General features: G+C 65.9%; 20 protein-coding genes. All 20 read right to left on the bottom strand.

Features of this window, described 5'->3' with window-relative positions:
• Positions 1 to 2: 2 nt before the first annotated feature.
• Positions 3 to 752 carry a phage minor tail protein L gene (locus tag ACZ5R1_RS11350; protein ID WP_464713241.1) on the bottom strand — a complete coding sequence of 250 codons (750 nt, stop codon included), beginning with the start codon at positions 750 to 752 and terminating at the stop codon, positions 3 to 5.
• Complete coding sequence (locus tag ACZ5R1_RS11345; protein ID WP_464713240.1) at positions 749 to 1087, bottom strand: phage tail protein; 339 nt, start codon at positions 1085 to 1087, stop codon at positions 749 to 751. Before ACZ5R1_RS11345 ends, ACZ5R1_RS11350 begins: the two co-directional genes overlap by 4 nt.
• Complete coding sequence (locus ACZ5R1_RS11340) at positions 1077 to 4316, bottom strand: phage tail tape measure protein (protein WP_464713239.1); 3240 nt, start codon at positions 4314 to 4316, stop codon at positions 1077 to 1079. The genes ACZ5R1_RS11345 and ACZ5R1_RS11340 overlap by 11 nt, the downstream gene beginning before the upstream one ends.
• A complete protein-coding gene (locus ACZ5R1_RS11335; protein WP_464713238.1) occupies positions 4313 to 4555 on the bottom strand; it encodes a DUF1799 domain-containing protein in 243 nt (80 codons plus the stop codon). Before ACZ5R1_RS11335 ends, ACZ5R1_RS11340 begins: the two co-directional genes overlap by 4 nt.
• A gap of 74 nt (positions 4556 to 4629) precedes the next feature.
• Positions 4630 to 5010, bottom strand: a complete 381-nt coding sequence (locus ACZ5R1_RS11330; RefSeq protein WP_115945633.1) for a phage tail assembly chaperone — start codon at positions 5008 to 5010, stop codon at positions 4630 to 4632.
• Between the two features lie 8 nt (positions 5011 to 5018).
• On the bottom strand, positions 5019 to 5675 hold the full coding sequence (locus ACZ5R1_RS11325) for a phage tail protein (protein ID WP_115945632.1): 657 nt from the start codon (positions 5673 to 5675) through the stop codon (positions 5019 to 5021).
• A gap of 68 nt (positions 5676 to 5743) precedes the next feature.
• Complete coding sequence (locus ACZ5R1_RS11320) at positions 5744 to 6154, bottom strand: DUF4128 domain-containing protein (RefSeq protein WP_115945631.1); 411 nt, start codon at positions 6152 to 6154, stop codon at positions 5744 to 5746.
• A complete protein-coding gene (locus ACZ5R1_RS11315) occupies positions 6151 to 6594 on the bottom strand; it encodes an HK97 gp10 family phage protein (RefSeq protein ID WP_181902016.1) in 444 nt (147 codons plus the stop codon). Before ACZ5R1_RS11315 ends, ACZ5R1_RS11320 begins: the two co-directional genes overlap by 4 nt.
• Positions 6595 to 6597: 3 nt before the next feature.
• Positions 6598 to 6987, bottom strand: coding sequence for a hypothetical protein (locus ACZ5R1_RS11310; protein ID WP_115945629.1), 390 nt, complete (start codon positions 6985 to 6987; stop codon positions 6598 to 6600).
• Positions 6980 to 7222 carry a hypothetical protein gene (locus tag ACZ5R1_RS11305; protein WP_115945628.1) on the bottom strand — a complete coding sequence of 81 codons (243 nt, stop codon included), beginning with the start codon at positions 7220 to 7222 and terminating at the stop codon, positions 6980 to 6982. Before ACZ5R1_RS11305 ends, ACZ5R1_RS11310 begins: the two co-directional genes overlap by 8 nt.
• Positions 7219 to 8202, bottom strand: a complete 984-nt coding sequence (locus ACZ5R1_RS11300) for a hypothetical protein (protein ID WP_464713237.1) — start codon at positions 8200 to 8202, stop codon at positions 7219 to 7221. Before ACZ5R1_RS11300 ends, ACZ5R1_RS11305 begins: the two co-directional genes overlap by 4 nt.
• Positions 8199 to 8723 (bottom strand): DnaT-like ssDNA-binding protein, encoded by a 525-nt coding sequence (locus ACZ5R1_RS11295; RefSeq protein WP_464713236.1) that lies wholly within the window; start codon positions 8721 to 8723, stop codon positions 8199 to 8201. Before ACZ5R1_RS11295 ends, ACZ5R1_RS11300 begins: the two co-directional genes overlap by 4 nt.
• A 42-nt stretch (positions 8724 to 8765) precedes the next feature.
• Positions 8766 to 9200 (bottom strand): hypothetical protein, encoded by a 435-nt coding sequence (locus tag ACZ5R1_RS11290; RefSeq protein WP_464713235.1) that lies wholly within the window; start codon positions 9198 to 9200, stop codon positions 8766 to 8768.
• Between the two features lie 9 nt (positions 9201 to 9209).
• Positions 9210 to 10142 (bottom strand): DUF2184 domain-containing protein, encoded by a 933-nt coding sequence (locus ACZ5R1_RS11285; RefSeq protein ID WP_464713234.1) that lies wholly within the window; start codon positions 10140 to 10142, stop codon positions 9210 to 9212.
• A gap of 9 nt (positions 10143 to 10151) precedes the next feature.
• Positions 10152 to 10592 carry a structural cement protein Gp24 gene (locus tag ACZ5R1_RS11280; protein WP_115945623.1) on the bottom strand — a complete coding sequence of 147 codons (441 nt, stop codon included), beginning with the start codon at positions 10590 to 10592 and terminating at the stop codon, positions 10152 to 10154.
• Positions 10592 to 11707 (bottom strand): DUF2213 domain-containing protein, encoded by a 1116-nt coding sequence (locus ACZ5R1_RS11275; RefSeq protein WP_464713233.1) that lies wholly within the window; start codon positions 11705 to 11707, stop codon positions 10592 to 10594. Before ACZ5R1_RS11275 ends, ACZ5R1_RS11280 begins: the two co-directional genes overlap by 1 nt.
• Before the next feature lie 28 nt (positions 11708 to 11735).
• On the bottom strand, positions 11736 to 13088 hold the full coding sequence (locus tag ACZ5R1_RS11270; RefSeq protein ID WP_273807269.1) for a DUF1073 domain-containing protein: 1353 nt from the start codon (positions 13086 to 13088) through the stop codon (positions 11736 to 11738).
• Positions 13088 to 14374: a terminase large subunit domain-containing protein gene (locus tag ACZ5R1_RS11265; RefSeq protein WP_464713232.1), complete on the bottom strand. Its 1287-nt coding sequence runs from the start codon at positions 14372 to 14374 to the stop codon at positions 13088 to 13090. Before ACZ5R1_RS11265 ends, ACZ5R1_RS11270 begins: the two co-directional genes overlap by 1 nt.
• The gene (locus ACZ5R1_RS11260; RefSeq protein WP_464713231.1) at positions 14362 to 14853 is read right to left on the bottom strand and encodes an HNH endonuclease; all 492 of its coding nucleotides are present in this window, start codon (positions 14851 to 14853) and stop codon (positions 14362 to 14364) included. The genes ACZ5R1_RS11265 and ACZ5R1_RS11260 overlap by 13 nt, the downstream gene beginning before the upstream one ends.
• Positions 14846 to 15301: a DUF2280 domain-containing protein gene (locus ACZ5R1_RS11255; RefSeq protein ID WP_464713230.1), complete on the bottom strand. Its 456-nt coding sequence runs from the start codon at positions 15299 to 15301 to the stop codon at positions 14846 to 14848. The genes ACZ5R1_RS11260 and ACZ5R1_RS11255 overlap by 8 nt, the downstream gene beginning before the upstream one ends.
• Position 15302 lies beyond the last annotated feature (1 nt).

Genomic DNA, 15302 nt, shown 5'->3' with positions numbered 1-15302 from the left:
GATCAGCTCCTGGCGATCAGGGAGACGGCTGGGAAGCCGCCGTGGGGTAGCTCGTTGCCTCCGCCGAAGCGCGGCACGCAACCGGTGCCCAGGGTGCCATCGCAGACATCCCGCGCCGGGTCGTCGGTCAGCTTGCCGTCTTCATCCCGGTAAGGCCCGGTGTAGCCGCAGTTTGGCCCGCGATAGCCTCCGGTCATGGCCCAATGGCAGAAGGTCGTGCACTGCCGACCCACGGCCTCGCCGGTGAGGTCACCTGGCGATGCCAGCTCCCAGGCCACCGCCTCGCCGTCCTCGCTGGTCTTCTGGTCCATGTACCAGACCTCGACGACCTCTTGGGTGGGGTCGGCAGTTGGGTTTCCGGCAGGAAAGTTGCGCGCGTCCAGGTACTCGACCAGCGTCTCCCGCAGCACCAGGCGGAACTGAAGCAGGTCCTCGAAGGCCAGGCACAGCGCGGTGATCCGCCCCGAGACGTTGCCCGCCGAGAACGTTGGCCGCGGCGCCGTCCCATCGCTGGTCGCCTCGATGCCCTCCAGCTGGACAGGCCAAGCCGCGTACTCGACACCCTTCCACCAGATCGACTTGGCCGGCAGCTGATCCGCGTTGGCGCCCGCCGCTGCAATCTCCTCAGGGGTATGCGGGATGGCATGGCCGTGGAAATACAGCACGTCCGCACCGAAGTCGCTGCCGTCCAGCTCGAATAGCCGGATCTCGGCGCCAGGCTCCAGCTGCTGATACCGCGTCTGCAAACTCATGGGTGGAAGGCCTGCTCGAAGGTTGCCGTGAGGGTGTATATCGCGCCGCCGACTGGAGAGATGGACACCTCCTTGGCCCGGTAGAAGCCGACGCTTCCCAGCGGCGGCGTCCAGAGGAACGAGCGGTAGCCTGCGTGTCGATCAAGGAAATCTCGGATCTCGATGATGGAGTCGCGGCGCCCCTTGAAGGTCAGCGGCCATGACTGCGAGCGGTTGTTGGGGCCGTCGCCGACCACCTGGGCGTAGCCATCACCGAACCGGGAGGTTCGGGTACGGTGGTCGATCTGCCCCTGGGCCCCGCTCAATGGCCGCCAGGTGAAGGTTTCAACGGCCATTCACGAGCCTCCAGATGGCGCCGCCGGTGGCGAGCTGCTGCTGCACGACGCGGAGCGCGCCATCGTTGATCATCTTCCCGAGCTGCTTGCCCGCGTCGCCCGCTCCGTTGGCGTCGGTCGTTGTGGTGGCGTTGCCATTCGCATCGATGTGCACCTCGGTGGTGATCTGGATCGAAGGGGCTGCCATCGCTGCGCCAGTGCCCGGGCTCCCCAAAGGGGTGATGGAACCGCCCTGCCCGCCCATCATCAGGTAGCTCCTGCCACCCTGGCTCAGCAGCTCCGGGCCGCGCTCGTTGACCTGATACAGCGAGCCCGCCGACACGGGTCCGCCAGTAGCTCGCTGTCCCGCTACCCAGGTGCTGAAGTCGGTACCGGTATACCCCGCCTGAGTAGCACCTGCTGACGAACTGGCGCCTCCGCCGAAGTAAGACGAAGCCACTGAGCCCGCGATGCTCAGTAGGCCCGAAAGCGCTTGGCTGCTGGCAGACCGCACCGCAATCCTCGCCATATCTGCGATGACCGATTTGGTGAAGTCGGAAAACGACGCCTTGCCCGTCATGGCGAAATTCACCGCCGCATCCTCCATGCTGCCAAAGGCTCCGGTCACTAGGCTCTTGGTCTGGCCCGCGATGTTCCGGGCCGAGTCCTGATAGTCCTGCAGCGCCGCCGTGACGCCGTTGCGCCAGTCCCCCTGGGCCCGGCTCATATCGTCGTAGTTGGCCACGACAGTGGCGCGGAGGTCGTTCTCGGTGGCCTTCAGAGCATCCAGCTTGCGCTGGTACTCCTCGATGCTCATGCCGCGCGAGCCGTCTCCGTACTGGTTGGCCAGGTCCAGGCGGCTGCTGTTGATCCGGTCGGTTATCGCGTTCTGACTGTCGTACAGCGAGCGCTGGCGGTCACCCATGCCGAGCGTCGCGGCGGAGCGCTGGCCCTGGTCGCGCAGCGTGCGAACCTGCTGCTGCAGGGCATCGGTATAGGTCCGGACCGACTCCTCCTGCTTCTTCAGCCGGCCCTGCTCGTTCAGCGCCAGGACCGACAGCTCGCTGTCCGCATCCTTCTGGGCCTTGACCATGCTGGCGCGGGCATCCGCGATCTTTTGGTCGAGCTGGATCCGCTGCTCTGCACTGGTGGTGCTGCGGGCCTTCGCCTGCTCCAGCGCATCGATCTCGCCTTGATAGGCGGCGGTGACCTGCTCCTTCTCGGCGTTGATCAGCACCACGCGCTGGCGGTAGTAGGCCTCCTGGGTGATCAGCCCAGCCTTCTGCTGGGCTTCCAGTTCCTTCTGGCTGTTGGCGTAGCTGGAAACCAGGGCCTTCCGGGCGTTCTGCTCATCGTTCAGGTCCGTCAGGTCGACGGCGCTGCGGCGCGTGCGGGTCCGGGTCTTCGGGTCCTTGTACTTGTCGTCGATGTTAGCCAGGACCTTGTCGACGTTGGCCTGCTTGACCAGGTCCGAATCAGGGTTCGCCTTTCGGATCTCGCTGATCAGGCGGAGGTATTCCTCCTTCTTCTTGTTCCGCTTCTCTTCGTTGCTGAGCGTCTCATCGGTCAGCGCCTTTACCTTGGTCGCGGCCTCGATAGCGTCTGCGTTCTGCTTGCGCCTATCGCCTTGCTCCTTGGATCGCTGCTGCTCAGTTGCCAGCTGCGCCTTCAGGACCTCCAGCTGCCGCTCGTAATCGGCGTTGTCGTAGCCGCCTAGCTTCGAGCGCTTGTCGATGAAGCTGGACAGCTTGTCGATCCGGATCTGGAGCGTCTCCTCCCGGCCGATGCCGAGCATCGCGTCCCAAGCGCCCTTGGCAGCAGATGCCAGGGAATTCCAGCCACGCTGCAGCGAGCCCAGGCTCTCCTGGACGCGGGTTGCCATCTGATCCTGAGCATCTGCCAGGGCGGTCTGGGCAAGCGCCGCGGCCTGCTCGCGCTCGCCCTGGGCTTCCAGCGCGGTGATCTGCTCATAGACCGCAGCGGTCAGGTAGCCGTACTGGTCATTGAGCTTGCGCGAAGCCTCTACGGGTTCTTTGCCCAGGGCGACATACTGCGCGACCACGTCCTCGATGGCGGTGCCGGTGGCCTTGGAGAACGACACGGCGGCAACGCCGATTTGCTCCATGTTCTCGGCGGCGATCTTGCCGCTCTGCGCCATCAGCACCAAGGCCGCGGCTGCCTGGCCGGTGGTGCCGACCACGTTGGAGATGTGCTTCGCAGTCTCCGCCAACTGGTCTGCGGTGGTGCCAGCGGCGTTGCCGGAAAGGATCAGGGCCTTCTCGAATGCGGTGGCCTCTTCGCTGCCCTGGTAGTACGCCAGGGTGAGCACGGCGGCAGCAGCGGCGGCGACCGTAAACGGATTGACCAGGCCGAGCACGTAGCCACCCAGCGCGCTCGCCGCCGGCCCGATACCGCCGAACATATCCTTCAGCTGGCCACCCTGCTGCAGCAGTACGGTCAGGGGCGCTTGGCCAGCCTGGAGGCTGACCACGATGTCGGTAAATTGGGCCGGCACGTTGCGCAGGGCCGCGGCCGTCTGCTTGGCCGTGTTGCCAGTTCGGGTGAGGCCCGAATCGAAGTCGGTCAGGCCCGACCGGGTCTGCTGCAGCTGGCCGTTGAATCGCTCGAAGGTCTCGGCATCGATCAGGCCCTTCGCCTTGAAGCTCTGCAGCTTGCGCTGCTGGGCGTCCAGACGATCCAGGGCAGCGACGGTCGGATCGATCTGGCCCAGCAGCTGGGCAAGCTGCTCCTTCTGCGACTTCAGCGGCGGAATGGTCTTCGGTGCGGTGACCGCCAAGGCCTGCAGCTGCGCCGTCATCTCCCGCAGCGACGCCGCGGCAGCCCGGAACTCGGCAGACGAGCGATCCACGGCAGAGCCGAGGTTCGCCATTGACTGCACCGACTGCTGCTGGCGGCTATTCAACAGCTCGAGCTGGTCCACGGTCTGCCGCGAAGACAGGGCCATGTCGCTCATGCTCTCAGCGACATAGGTCTGCTTGAGGCCCAGCGACTGCAGCTCGTGGTTAACCGTCACCGCGGCCTTGGCAATCTGGGCCAGGGACGTGGCCGACTCCCGCTGCCGCTGTGCCATGTCGGACAGGGAGCGGGTGGCCTCGCGGGACTTCAGGTTGAGCGCGGCTAGTTCGGCGTTGGTGCGGGTGCCGGCCTGCACCAGGCGGTCGAGATCAGTGGCGGCAGTATCGACGCTTTCCGATTCGACCCGAATGCCTAGTTGGGCGATGTTCGTCATTCTGGTTTCTGCTCCGCCATCACTGCCAGCGCCTCGGCCTCCATGATGCGAACGTCATGGAACACCTGGTCGCGATCCTTCTTGGGCACGCCCACCAGGCGCATCACCACGGGTAAGGCGGCATAGTCGAGCCCGCTGGCGCCGGCCATGCCGGTGCGCCATTGGGTCGACATCGCCTCGAACACGTTGAAAGCCAGCCAGTTGTGCTGCCAGACCTCCACGTCGTCCTCTTCGAACATCGCTGCCGATAGGCCAAAGGCCGAGAGTGCTGCCTCGGGCGGCGCGCCACCGTAGAGCGCGCGCGCCGCCTCCCTCAGTTTCCCGACTTGGCCGGCCGATAGGCCTGGTGGTAGGCGCTGAGCACCGCGGCGGGAGCATTGACCGAGGTCAGCGCCAGCGCACGGATGGAGTCCTCGTTGAACTCGTCGTCGAAGCCCCAGCCCACCACCACTTGCTGGATCTGGCCGACCTGCATGTCGACCTCCAGCTGGGTGGCCTCCTCGACCGACTTGCCCTGGGCGACTTCCACCAGCTCCTTCTCCTGCTGGTTCCAGCCGTCGATGACCTTGGCCAACTCGACGCGGTCCAGGAAACGGAAGGTGAACGGGACCACCATGACGTCACCGCCCACGCGGGGCAGCGACACGTCAGCCTTGAAGGTCGGCGCCTGCTGAATCGAGAATTTCTTCGCCATGATCAGCCTCAGGCAGCGGTGGAATAGCGGGTGGGCTCGGCCTGCAGGGCCAGGCCAACGGTGCGCGTTAGGATCTGGCTACGCGCAACCACCGGCTGCTTGGAGTAGGAAATGAAGGCGCCGTAGAACAGCGCGTCATTGCCAGGCAGGTTCAGCCGCGCGGCCTCGACCTGCTGGTTCGCATCGGCAGCTTTCAAAACCGGCACACAGGCCTGGACCGGGTCGTCCGCGATGGTCAGGGTCATGCTCGCCGCAGATTTGTCGGTCGGCAGTTGCCGCCCCTGGGTGTCCTCGAGGAAGACGACGTCGGTGTATTGCTGTTCGCCGCCGGCGAAGGCCACCTCGGTGATCTGCGGGATGACCACCCATGCGGTGATCTTTTTCATGGAGCCCACGCCGCCGCCAGCCGGGAAGCCGGTCGGGTTGGTGGTGTCGATACCTTCCAGCGTGACGGCGGTGGAGTTCACAGCCTTGACGCGCGCCACGCGGCCATTCAGCTGGGTCCAGCCGGAGGTGAGCAGGACGATGTCGCCGGTGGCGATCGCCGCGCCGGAGCCGATGGTCGCGATAGCTTCACTGGCGTTGCTGATAGCGCTGATGGCGACGGCGGGGCCGTAGGTGGACGCCATCTGGAAGGTGGCGCCGTTGGGGAGCTTGTAGCCCATGGTCTATTCCTCGTGCAGAAATGAAGAAACCCGCACAGGGCGGGTCTCGGGTTTGCCCAACGGGCGAATCAGTTGGTGTCGGCGCGGTAGCTAAAGCTGGCCGGCAAGGTGAAGGTGCTAGCCTCGGGGACCTCAGGTCCCTGACTCACCGGGGACATGATCACCACGGTGAAGGCGTCCAGGCTCAGGCGGTCATACAGCGGGAACAGGTCCGCCAGCTCGCCGACGATGTTCTCGGCCTGGCCAGCCCCCTGTCCGGTCGGTACCACCACGCTGACCTGGAACACGCCCTGGTACCTGCGATGATCCCCGGCCAGGGTGTCGCTACCGGTTGGCGCCGGCAGCAGGTAGGCGCGGAGGTAGATCCCGTTCTCGGGCGGGGTGAAGTCCTGGTTCTGGTAGGCCACCGGGTAGCCCTCGGCAACGGCCCAGGCCGATAGCCGCGACTCGATCAGCTGGCGAATGCGCTTCTGGCTCATACCTGGTGCGCCTCCGCGGCCTCTTTGACCATCTGCTGGAATTGCTCGATGGTGATCCGGACCATGCCGTGGGGCGCCTTCTGGCTATGGCCGTACTCCAGCGGGATGCCGTAGACCAGGGTATTGACCAGGTAAGCCACCTGCCCGGGCTCCAGGGCATTGGCAGCGGCCACCAGGCGCGCGATGGTGTCGTCGCCCTCCTTGTCGGTGGTGATCAGGCTGCTGTTCGCCGGGGCGCCGATGGTCAGCTGCCAGTTCGCCTTGAACCGGCCGGTGTCCACCGGGCTAAGGTTGATCAGCGACTCGCCGATCTGGATCACCACGTCGCGCAGGGTCTGCTCAATGGCGGCCAAGGCCTGCAGCTGGAACTCTTCCAGCTGAGCCACGAAGTCGCCGTCGAGGTCGCCATAGCGCGCCGTCATGTGGTGCGTCTTGGCCATGGCCTACGCCCTCCCCTGGACCTCGTAGCCGCAGGCAACACCCGCGTAGTTCCAGGGCTCGACGCTGATGACCTTCAGCACCTTGCCGTCGAACCGGATCTGGTCGCCGGTGACTGGCTCCGGCAGATCGGTACCGTCGGCCTGCACCGGCGAGACCAGCAGCTTGACGTCGCCCTGGCGGATAAGCGTGCCGTCGATGTCGGTCTGCTTGTAGCTCTCGCGTAGGCCCGAGCCGGTGAAGGCCTGGGGTGCGGTGGTGACGGTGCTGGTTGCAGGGTCGTAGGCCTTCTGGCCTGGCTTGGTCAGTGTGAGGTTCAGGCCCTTCCCGCCCTTGGAGCGCGGAGCCAGCATGCGGATGGCCAGGGCCCGGCCGCGGTCATGAATGTCAGGCATAGGGCATCTCGATCTTCACAGCGCCATGGGCAGTGATGCGGACGACCTCGTCGCCCTCCATCTTGACCTGCCCCTGCTCGTCCACGTCGTACATCACGACCAGCCCAAGCTCGTCGTCTGCGGTCACCACTCGGCGCTGCTCGATGTCATCGAGGAACACCTTCACGCCGCGGCCGATCAGGCCAGGGCTATAGCCAGGGTCTTGCGTGTCAACGGATACGCGCATTTCGATCACCACGTCACTCGATACGAGACCGTGCACCGGCAGTTCGCCAGGTCGGCCCAGGAGGCCCCCAGCGTCTTGTCGCCGGGGTAGTTGAGCCGCGCGCCGGTTGGCGACTGGAACGGCTGGTTGAAGCTCACGCGAACACCGCCGAGGGTGACGTGGGCATGGCGGACCCGCAGGTCGCCCTTGTTGCGCCAGATTTTCTCCACCGACCGCGGCTTGACCGGGCCTTCGAGCACCTGGCCGTGCAGGCGGTTGAAGCCGGCGTTCAGTGCCTCATGCGCCTGGGCCTTGCCCACCAGCAGCGCATGCTTGTCGACCTTGGCCGCCGCGTAGGCAGTGGTGATCCGCTGTGCATCGGTGACCGTCACCGGTCTCCCCTGCTCAATGGCGCGCTCGACGATCCCATCCAGGCGCCGGTCGCGGTCGGCCTTGGCCAGGTACTGGCGCATGCGTTCAGCGACGCCGCTGCGCAACTGTTCGCGCGTGGTGGCGATGGCCTGGGCCTCAGGGGCAGACAACCCCAGCACACCGCCCTGGCGACGCCCGGTGCGCTCATTGCGGCGGCCGACGACGTCCAGCGCGATCTGGCGCGGCGTGCGTCCGGCGGCGCGGCCGGCGGCGGTCATCACGCGGATTGCCTCGGCCTGCTGCCGGGCGATGGTGCCGGTCAGGTCGGCGGCGTTTTGGTTGAGCCAGCGCTGTGCGGCCTCGGCGTGCTGGTCGAACTGCACCTTCCGTCCGCCGGGCATCTTGATGACCACCAGGGTGCCGCCCTTGATGTAGGCGGCGCGGACCGCCTCCAGCAGCGCGGCGAAGGCGCCAGGGGACAGCAGGGTCACCAGACCAGCGTCGTCCTGCTGGGCGATCAGCTGTTCCACCTCGGTGATGACTGCGGCGTCGACCGCGGCGCGGATCTGCTCCAGGTAGGCCCGCTGCAGCGCCGGCGCCATGCCGTCGATGGCGGCGAGGATCTCGGCCTCGGTCACACGACCACCACGGCGGGCAGCTCGAACCGGGCGACCAGCACCGGCGCGATGATCTCGTCGATCAGAGTGATTACCGGCCGGGTCGGGGCGGCGCCCGGGGCGCTGGCATCAGGCACCGCGTAGGTCGTTTCCAGCGGGCCGACCTTCTCGCTCTTGACCAGACTGGTGGCAACGAAGTCAGGGCTCAGGCTGCCTGGGCTCACCAGCTCGCGCAGGGCGGCCTCATAGGTGGCCTGCTCGACCTCGGCGGGAACCTCGCCGGCGCCAATGGGGTTTCCGCTGTAATCCTGGGCGCCGATACGTGGCCACTCCCGGGCCTGGGCGCGGCCCAGCGCTTTCTCGCCGGGGAACATCGACACCCAGCGGCCGGAGCGGTAACGCTTCCGGTACCGGCCGTCGATGTAGACCGAGGCACGCAGCAGTGCGGCCTGTTTGCTGGCCTCGTCACCTGCCCAGCCGGTGCTGGCGCGGGCGGCGTGGTAGGCGTCGGCGCCCAGCAGGGTGCCGTAGGAATCTGCCATGGCGTCGATCTCGAATAGATGGGCGGCGAACCGCCCGGGGTGTTACTCGGCGGCTTCCAGCTTGGCTTTCAGCTCGTCCAGGCTCGCGGTCTCGTCGAACTCGACGTCCTTGGCCTTGAGGGCCTCGATGACGTCGGTGCGCGCCTTCGCGGCCTCGGCTTCGGCCAGGGCCTTGCGCAGTTTTTCCAGTCCGGTGTTCGGGTGCATCTGGATGCCGAGCAGGTCCAGCTTGCCGCGCAGGTCGCGCTTCTGCTGCTCCTCTTCGGTCTCGCTGGCGCCCTGGCTCGGGTTCGAGGACGAAGGCTGGCCGCCCGCGCTGGCCGCCACGACCAGCACACCGTGCTGAACGTAGTGCTTCAGGTTGGCGCGGTCCTTGAAGTCGTCCCAGTTGTCCACCGGCGCGGCCTGCTTCGGCGGGATGACGGAGCCGTCGGGCAGGCCGATCGGCGTGCCGCTGGTGTTGATGATCTCGGGCATGGGACCTCCTTACAGGCCGTCGGCGTAGCGGACTTGCAGCGGCTGGCGGACATCCACACCGCCGAGGCGGAAGATGCCGGGGATCTCGAAGCGCAGCGGACCCGCCTGGAACACCGGCAGGAAGCGGTGCGGCATGGGCAGGTGCAACTTCACCACCGACGGGTCGCGGCGGTAGGCCACCATGCGGCGGGTGTTGCCGGCGCCCATTCGCTCCAGGCCACGGAGGCCTCGGACCTTCAGCGGCTGGCCGGTCTGCGCGGTGTAGACGTTGTTGCGCAGCAGCCAGCTGAGAATGGTCTCGGTGGACAGCTCGGTCACCATGCGGGTCGCCAGCAGGGTCAGGGCGTCCATGGGCAGCAGCAGGGTGTCAGCCAGAGCGCCGTACAGAGTGCCCTGGGCCTGACCGGACAGCTGGTTGTTCACGTCGGCGAGGATTTTGTCCGACGTGGCGGTGGCCCAGCTGCCGTTGGTGACCGAACCGGCAGTCACGTTCGGCGCGTTGGTGATGCCATAGAAGCCCTTGGAGCTATCGCCGTAGATCGCGACACGGTCGACCATCTCTTCGTAGGCACGGCGCGCAGCAGCGGCATCCTCGGCGTCGAGGTTGTAGCCCAGCATCGCAGCCTGGCTGATCTCTTCGAGACCGTAGCCGTAGCCGACACCGGCGGTGTGGACCTGGGTCTCGAACTTGCTCAGCTCGGTACCGGCGCGAGGAATGTCGTCGGAGTTGCCGTTGATCCAGTCGGCCTTACCGTACTTGTCCGAGGAGAAGTAGGTGACGGTCTTGGCCCAGGGACTGGCAGAGGTATCCACCGGTACGAGTTCCGGATATTGGATGTCCGGGTACTGGATGGCGTTGACGCCACGCTCGATGTGCGTGGTTTGGGAGATCACGAAGCCCAGGGCGGCCTGGGCGTCCAGAAGCTTGAAGGGGGCGCGCATGTCGGCTCCTTACTTGAGGAAGATGTTGGCGACGGCGCCGGCCGCGGCGCTGGTGTCCCAGCGAGCGTTCGGAATCGTGATGCCACCGGTGTTGCTGAAGGTGCCGTCGGCGGTGACCGTTACCGGGTCGCTCGCCTTAACCGCCACGGCGGCGGTAACGCTGATCGGGCCGTTGAGCAGGATGCGCGCGGACTCGAACTGGACGAAGCCGTTGGGGCCGCTGGCGGAGCGGTCCAGGACCGACACGCCCACGAACTTGGCCGCGGTATCGCCAGTGGCGAAGACGCGGACGGCCTTGTCGGCGGTGCCCTGGAACACCGGCAGGCCGAAGCCCAGGCCGGCAGCCGACTCGACAGTGCGAGACACGACGTCGGCGTGGGTCATGTCCGGGATGTGGCCCGGTACGCTGGCGCGGATGTTCTCGGAATAGCTGGTCTGAATGGACGGCATTAGTTGGCACCTCCTTTCCAGGCATCAGTCACGCGCGCCTCATAGGCGTCTTGACCGTTGTCGTTGGGGTTCTTGGGCTGGCCGTCCTGCGCCCTCAGGTGCTGGCGCACCGGATCGCTGGAGTCCTCGACCAGGATGTCGAAGCGAGCGGTGATGTAGTCGGCGCTCTTGCCGGCCACCGCGGCGTCGCCCAGCTTGGCCACCACGGCGGCCTTGCGGATCTCGTCGTCGCTCTTGCCGCTGTAGTCGGCGTCGGCGATGGATTTGGCTTTGCCGATCAGGTCGCCGCGCGCCAGGACGCGAGCATCGATCTGGGCGTCGGAGAGCAGTTGCCCCTTCAGCTTCTCGATCTCGTTGTCCTTGGTTGCCAGCTCGCGGTCCTTGCCTGCGATGGCCGCGGTGTGAGCATCGGTCAGCGTCTTGACGTTGACGCCTGCGTCGGCCAGCTGCTTGGTCAGCTTCTCGATCGCCTGGGCGCCTTGGTCAGTGGTTTGCACAGACAGGCCATCGACGATGACCGTGCGCAGAGAATCAGCCATGGGATGGCCTCCGTTGTCGTTGGGGTGCGCAGGGGTATTCGCACCGGGGCTGCGCTGGTCCCCGATCCGTAGTTGCTCGCCACCTCGCGCCCGATCAACGAGCGCCAGGTGATTCATCCGCATGCTTTCCACGCGGGCGTCGTAGGGTTCGCCGTCGGGAGTGACGCCATCCTCGAAGACGACGATGGCTTCCAGTCCCATGGAGAGCTCGCGGCGGCCGCCCTCGACATCGCGGATAGCCGCTGCATCCATCACCACCATCGGGACGCGGACGAACTCACCGTCGCGCAGCACCTCGGCACCGGTCTGGCCCACAGCCAGCTCTTTCCAGTTGGCGGCGTTCACATCGCCGTGGTGGCCGTTGGTCATGGGCCGATAGGCGTAGGAGCGCATGGCGTCCTCGGCGAATACGGCCTCGGGCGGGCGGTACAGCCGGACGATGGGCATCTCAGGCTTGCCCACCTCGGTGCCGAGGTAGTCCTGGATGCCAGTGCGCGCTACCCGGGCCTCGGCCACGAGGTAGCCGTCAGTGGTTCGGCGGACAGCCGAAACCGACACGGAGTCGTGCAGGAGCATGGTGTTTTCCTTGGCGCTGGGCGCTACTTCAGGTTGTAGGTGCGGGCTCGGGATCGAGTTGGCCATCAGGGTCCAGATCGCCCTCGCCGCCCTCCTCGTCTGGCAGCTCTTCGCCGTACTTCTCCATGGCCGCCTCCAGGCCGGGCAGGACGCTGAACTCGACCAGGGCCGTCTCTGCGGCACTGGAAAGCGCGGCGTCCGGGAACAGACCGGTGTCCTTGATCACCTTGATGGTGTCGGCGACGGTCTTGCCGATGGTGGCGCGCTCCGTCGCCGTGGGCTGCCAGAGGCTGTTCCAGACGTAATGGATCTCAGGAGGCCGGCTGCCCAGGGCCGAGCGAATCAGGCACTCGTCCAGCACCGACATGGCGGGCCGCACTTCCAGCTCCTGGCCCGACTGGATCCGGTCGTAGTAGTTGCGCAGGTCTGACTCCCCGCTGGCGTTGAGCCCAGCCGGGGATTGACCGAGGAATCGGGTGGCTGGGATGTCCGCGGCGCCGGTCACGTTCTGCAGGAAGCGGTCGATGATGTCGGGCAGCGTGCTGAAGTTGGCCGTCTTGGTCTGGTAGTCCTCACCAGCATCCAGCATGAGCGTGCCATTGATACCTTTCTGCATGGCCGCCAGCCGGAGGCGATCCATCAGCAGCTTCTCCCAACCCTTGTCTTCGAGGTTCTGCATCAGATCCGGGATCTTGATGACGTCGACCTTTGCCTCGAACACCATGCTGGCTACGTTGGCCAGCGTGCCGTCGCTCTGCTTGATTGCCTCCATGACCGAGGTCAGGACCGAGTCGCTCCAGCCATGGGCCTCGCCCTCGACCAGCTCGGGGTCGGCGTGCTCGGCGCCGTGGAAGATGACCAAACGCGAAGGGTGGATGTCGACACTGGACCCAGCCAGCCGGTAGGCCTTGGGCATCCCATAGCGCGGCGACTGGACGTCTCGCTCGATCTCGGTCGGGCTCAGGTGACGCCGGCTCATGACGGTCAGGTACTTCACGCCGCCCTGGCCGATACGATCGGGCCGCAGTTCGCTCGCTGTGTCGCGCTCGCCGGTGCCGATGAACACCGCAGCACCACCGAACAGGCGGCCTCGAATCATGGCGGTGTGGACCCTGGCGACCAGCGCCAGGCGCTTCTCCTCGGCCTCGATGGCCTGGATCTGCTCCTTGGAAGCCTGCCACCCACGCCAGCGCCGGCAGGCGTCGAGCGCCGGGATGTCGATGATCTTTCGCGGCAACCAGCTGCTGCGGTAGGCCGCGAGGAGCTGCTGATCGGTCAGGGTCGACATCAGGTAGCCCGAATGGGACGCCTTGTCCCGCTCGGTGCCCAGGTTGGCCACGAGGTTGACCAGCTTGTCGGAGAGGAACTGTTTGACACCCATTATGCGACGCCTGCGAGGGAGTACCTGGTGATCGGGTATTCCTTGTGAATGAAGTAGCCGCCGGCATCGGGCCGGTGGTCGTTGCCTTGCTTCTTGTCGGGCTCGCCGTTCTCCGCCCAGACCTGCTGCTCTAGGTCGTCGGCATAGGTCGGGCACTTGTCGGCGTTCACGCGATAGCGCCGTTCGCCCACTGCGTTGCGGAACATGGCGTTCATGGCGTTGATGCGGTCCTTGACCGGCGGGTTGGCGCCCGGGGCGACGACCATGAACCCGGCCTGTTTGAGCAGGGAGATGTCGGTCTCGCTGGCCCGCACCGACTTGCGGGAATCGCCACTGGCGTCCGGGTAGATCCGGATCAGCCGAGTGTTGCGGTACTCGGTCCCGGTATAGAGCCAGTACCGCTCCTTGAGCTTCTGGATCATGTCCGGCGTGTCGTAGCCGTTGATGATCTCGTCGACCGCGTGCGGCATGCCCAGGCGCTTGACGTGGACGATGGCCGACATCTTGCCGACGTTGAAGTCCATCCCCACGAAGAGCGGCTCCCCGGGCTGGATGGTCTCCTGGCTGCCGTTGAGCTTCCGGTCATAGGCGGTGTAGATCGTGCCCGCGGTCAGGTTCACGAACTGGCCGTCGAGGTAGGCCAAGATCAGCTGCTCGGGATAGGACTCCATCAGCGAGGGGATGTAGTCGTCCGGCAGGTTGAGTTCGTTGTCGAAAGTGCTGGCCTGCACCAGGCCGTACATCTCTGCCAGCGTCGGCTTGGCTCGCAGCTGCTTGACGAACTGCTGGTAGACGAACTTGAAGCCCTCCGGGGTCGTGGTGACGTCCACCCCGTTCTTCAGCCCGTCCACCTTGTAGCGCATCCGCGCGATGATCTTGCGCCAGGCCTGCTGGGCCTTGGCCGCGGGCAGCACGTCCAGCTCATCCACCAGGGCGTGGCCGATCTTGAAACCGACGATGGTCTGGGGCTTCTCCATGGACCGGCAGATCGTCGTGCTGCGGTACTGGCTGCCGCTGTAGAACTCGACCTCCTTGTCGCTCTCCTTGGTCCGGACCTTGAGGCCCCAGTCGAAGGCGACCTCCTCGATGGTCGGGAAGAAGATGTCCCGGATCTGCGGGTAGGTCGGGGCGAAGTAGCCGGAATTGATCCTGGGCCACTCCCAAACGTGCTTGCAGAGCGCTGCGCAGCCCACCCAGGTCTTGCCCGAACCGAACCCCGCCACGAACCCCCGGAACTTGTGCGGCAGCTGCAGGAACCGCGCCTGGGGGACGTTCAATGTGGGCATGGTGAGTACTCGGGGTGCAGCTCACGCTTCGCGCTCCAGTAGGCCTCGCTCGCCTCCTCCGCGGTGTCATACGTTCCGAGGTTGAACCGGTTGCCGTCACGATTGATGTAGGCCCGGAATCGCTGCCCGCGCTGGCTCACTCCAGGCATTCCCAGTGCTGAGCGTCGGTACGTTCCCTTGTTCCGGAGGTTCGCGGCTCTACTTGCCCGACGAAGATTCTCGAACCGGTTATCGATTCGGTCACGATTGATATGGTCGACGTCCCCCTCTGGAAGCTCGCCGTCCATGTACAGGAACGCTAGCCGATGGAGTGCATAGGCCTGTCCATCTATCTGGACTCGCTTGTAGCCCCTGCTGTTGAGGTAGCCAGCGTCCTGTCCAGCACGTGCTCGAGGGCGGTTTACTTTCCAGCGGAAGATTCCGGTTAGCGGGTCGTACGACAGGACATCTTTCAGTTGCTGCTGAGTCAGCTCATTCATCGCGCACCCTCGCGTCCACCACCTCGACCTGCACGCGGGTCGGCGGCAGATCGTCGTGCGGCATCTCGACCTTGGTCTGGCGGTTGACGTAGACGTCGCCCACTTCCTTGGCGGCCTGCTCCAGCAGCTGGGCAGTCAGCGCCAGGTTGCGCATCCCCTCAGCCTTCTCGGCCATGCGGCCAAGGGTGCGGAGGCGGTGCGCGCGGTTGGCGATCGGAATGTCCGCGGTCTCCTCGCGGAAGCGCCGGCGGGTGTCCTCGAACAGGACCCTCCAGCGCTTGGCCAGGTCCCGCCCGGCGTACTTCGTGGGGTCGTGGCTTTCGCACTGCTGGCGGCTGACCTCGATCCCGAATTCCTCTTTGACGGCTGCTGCCACCTGGGAGGGCGTGTCGAAACAGGCCAGGGCCTGAACGATGAAGGCTTTCACATCGTTGCTCAGGGTGGCCATG

This window comes from Pseudomonas sp. Pso3, from assembly GCF_055393275.1.
The sequence above is the reverse complement of the archived record's forward strand: the minus strand, read 5'-3'. Positions and strand labels throughout refer to the sequence as shown.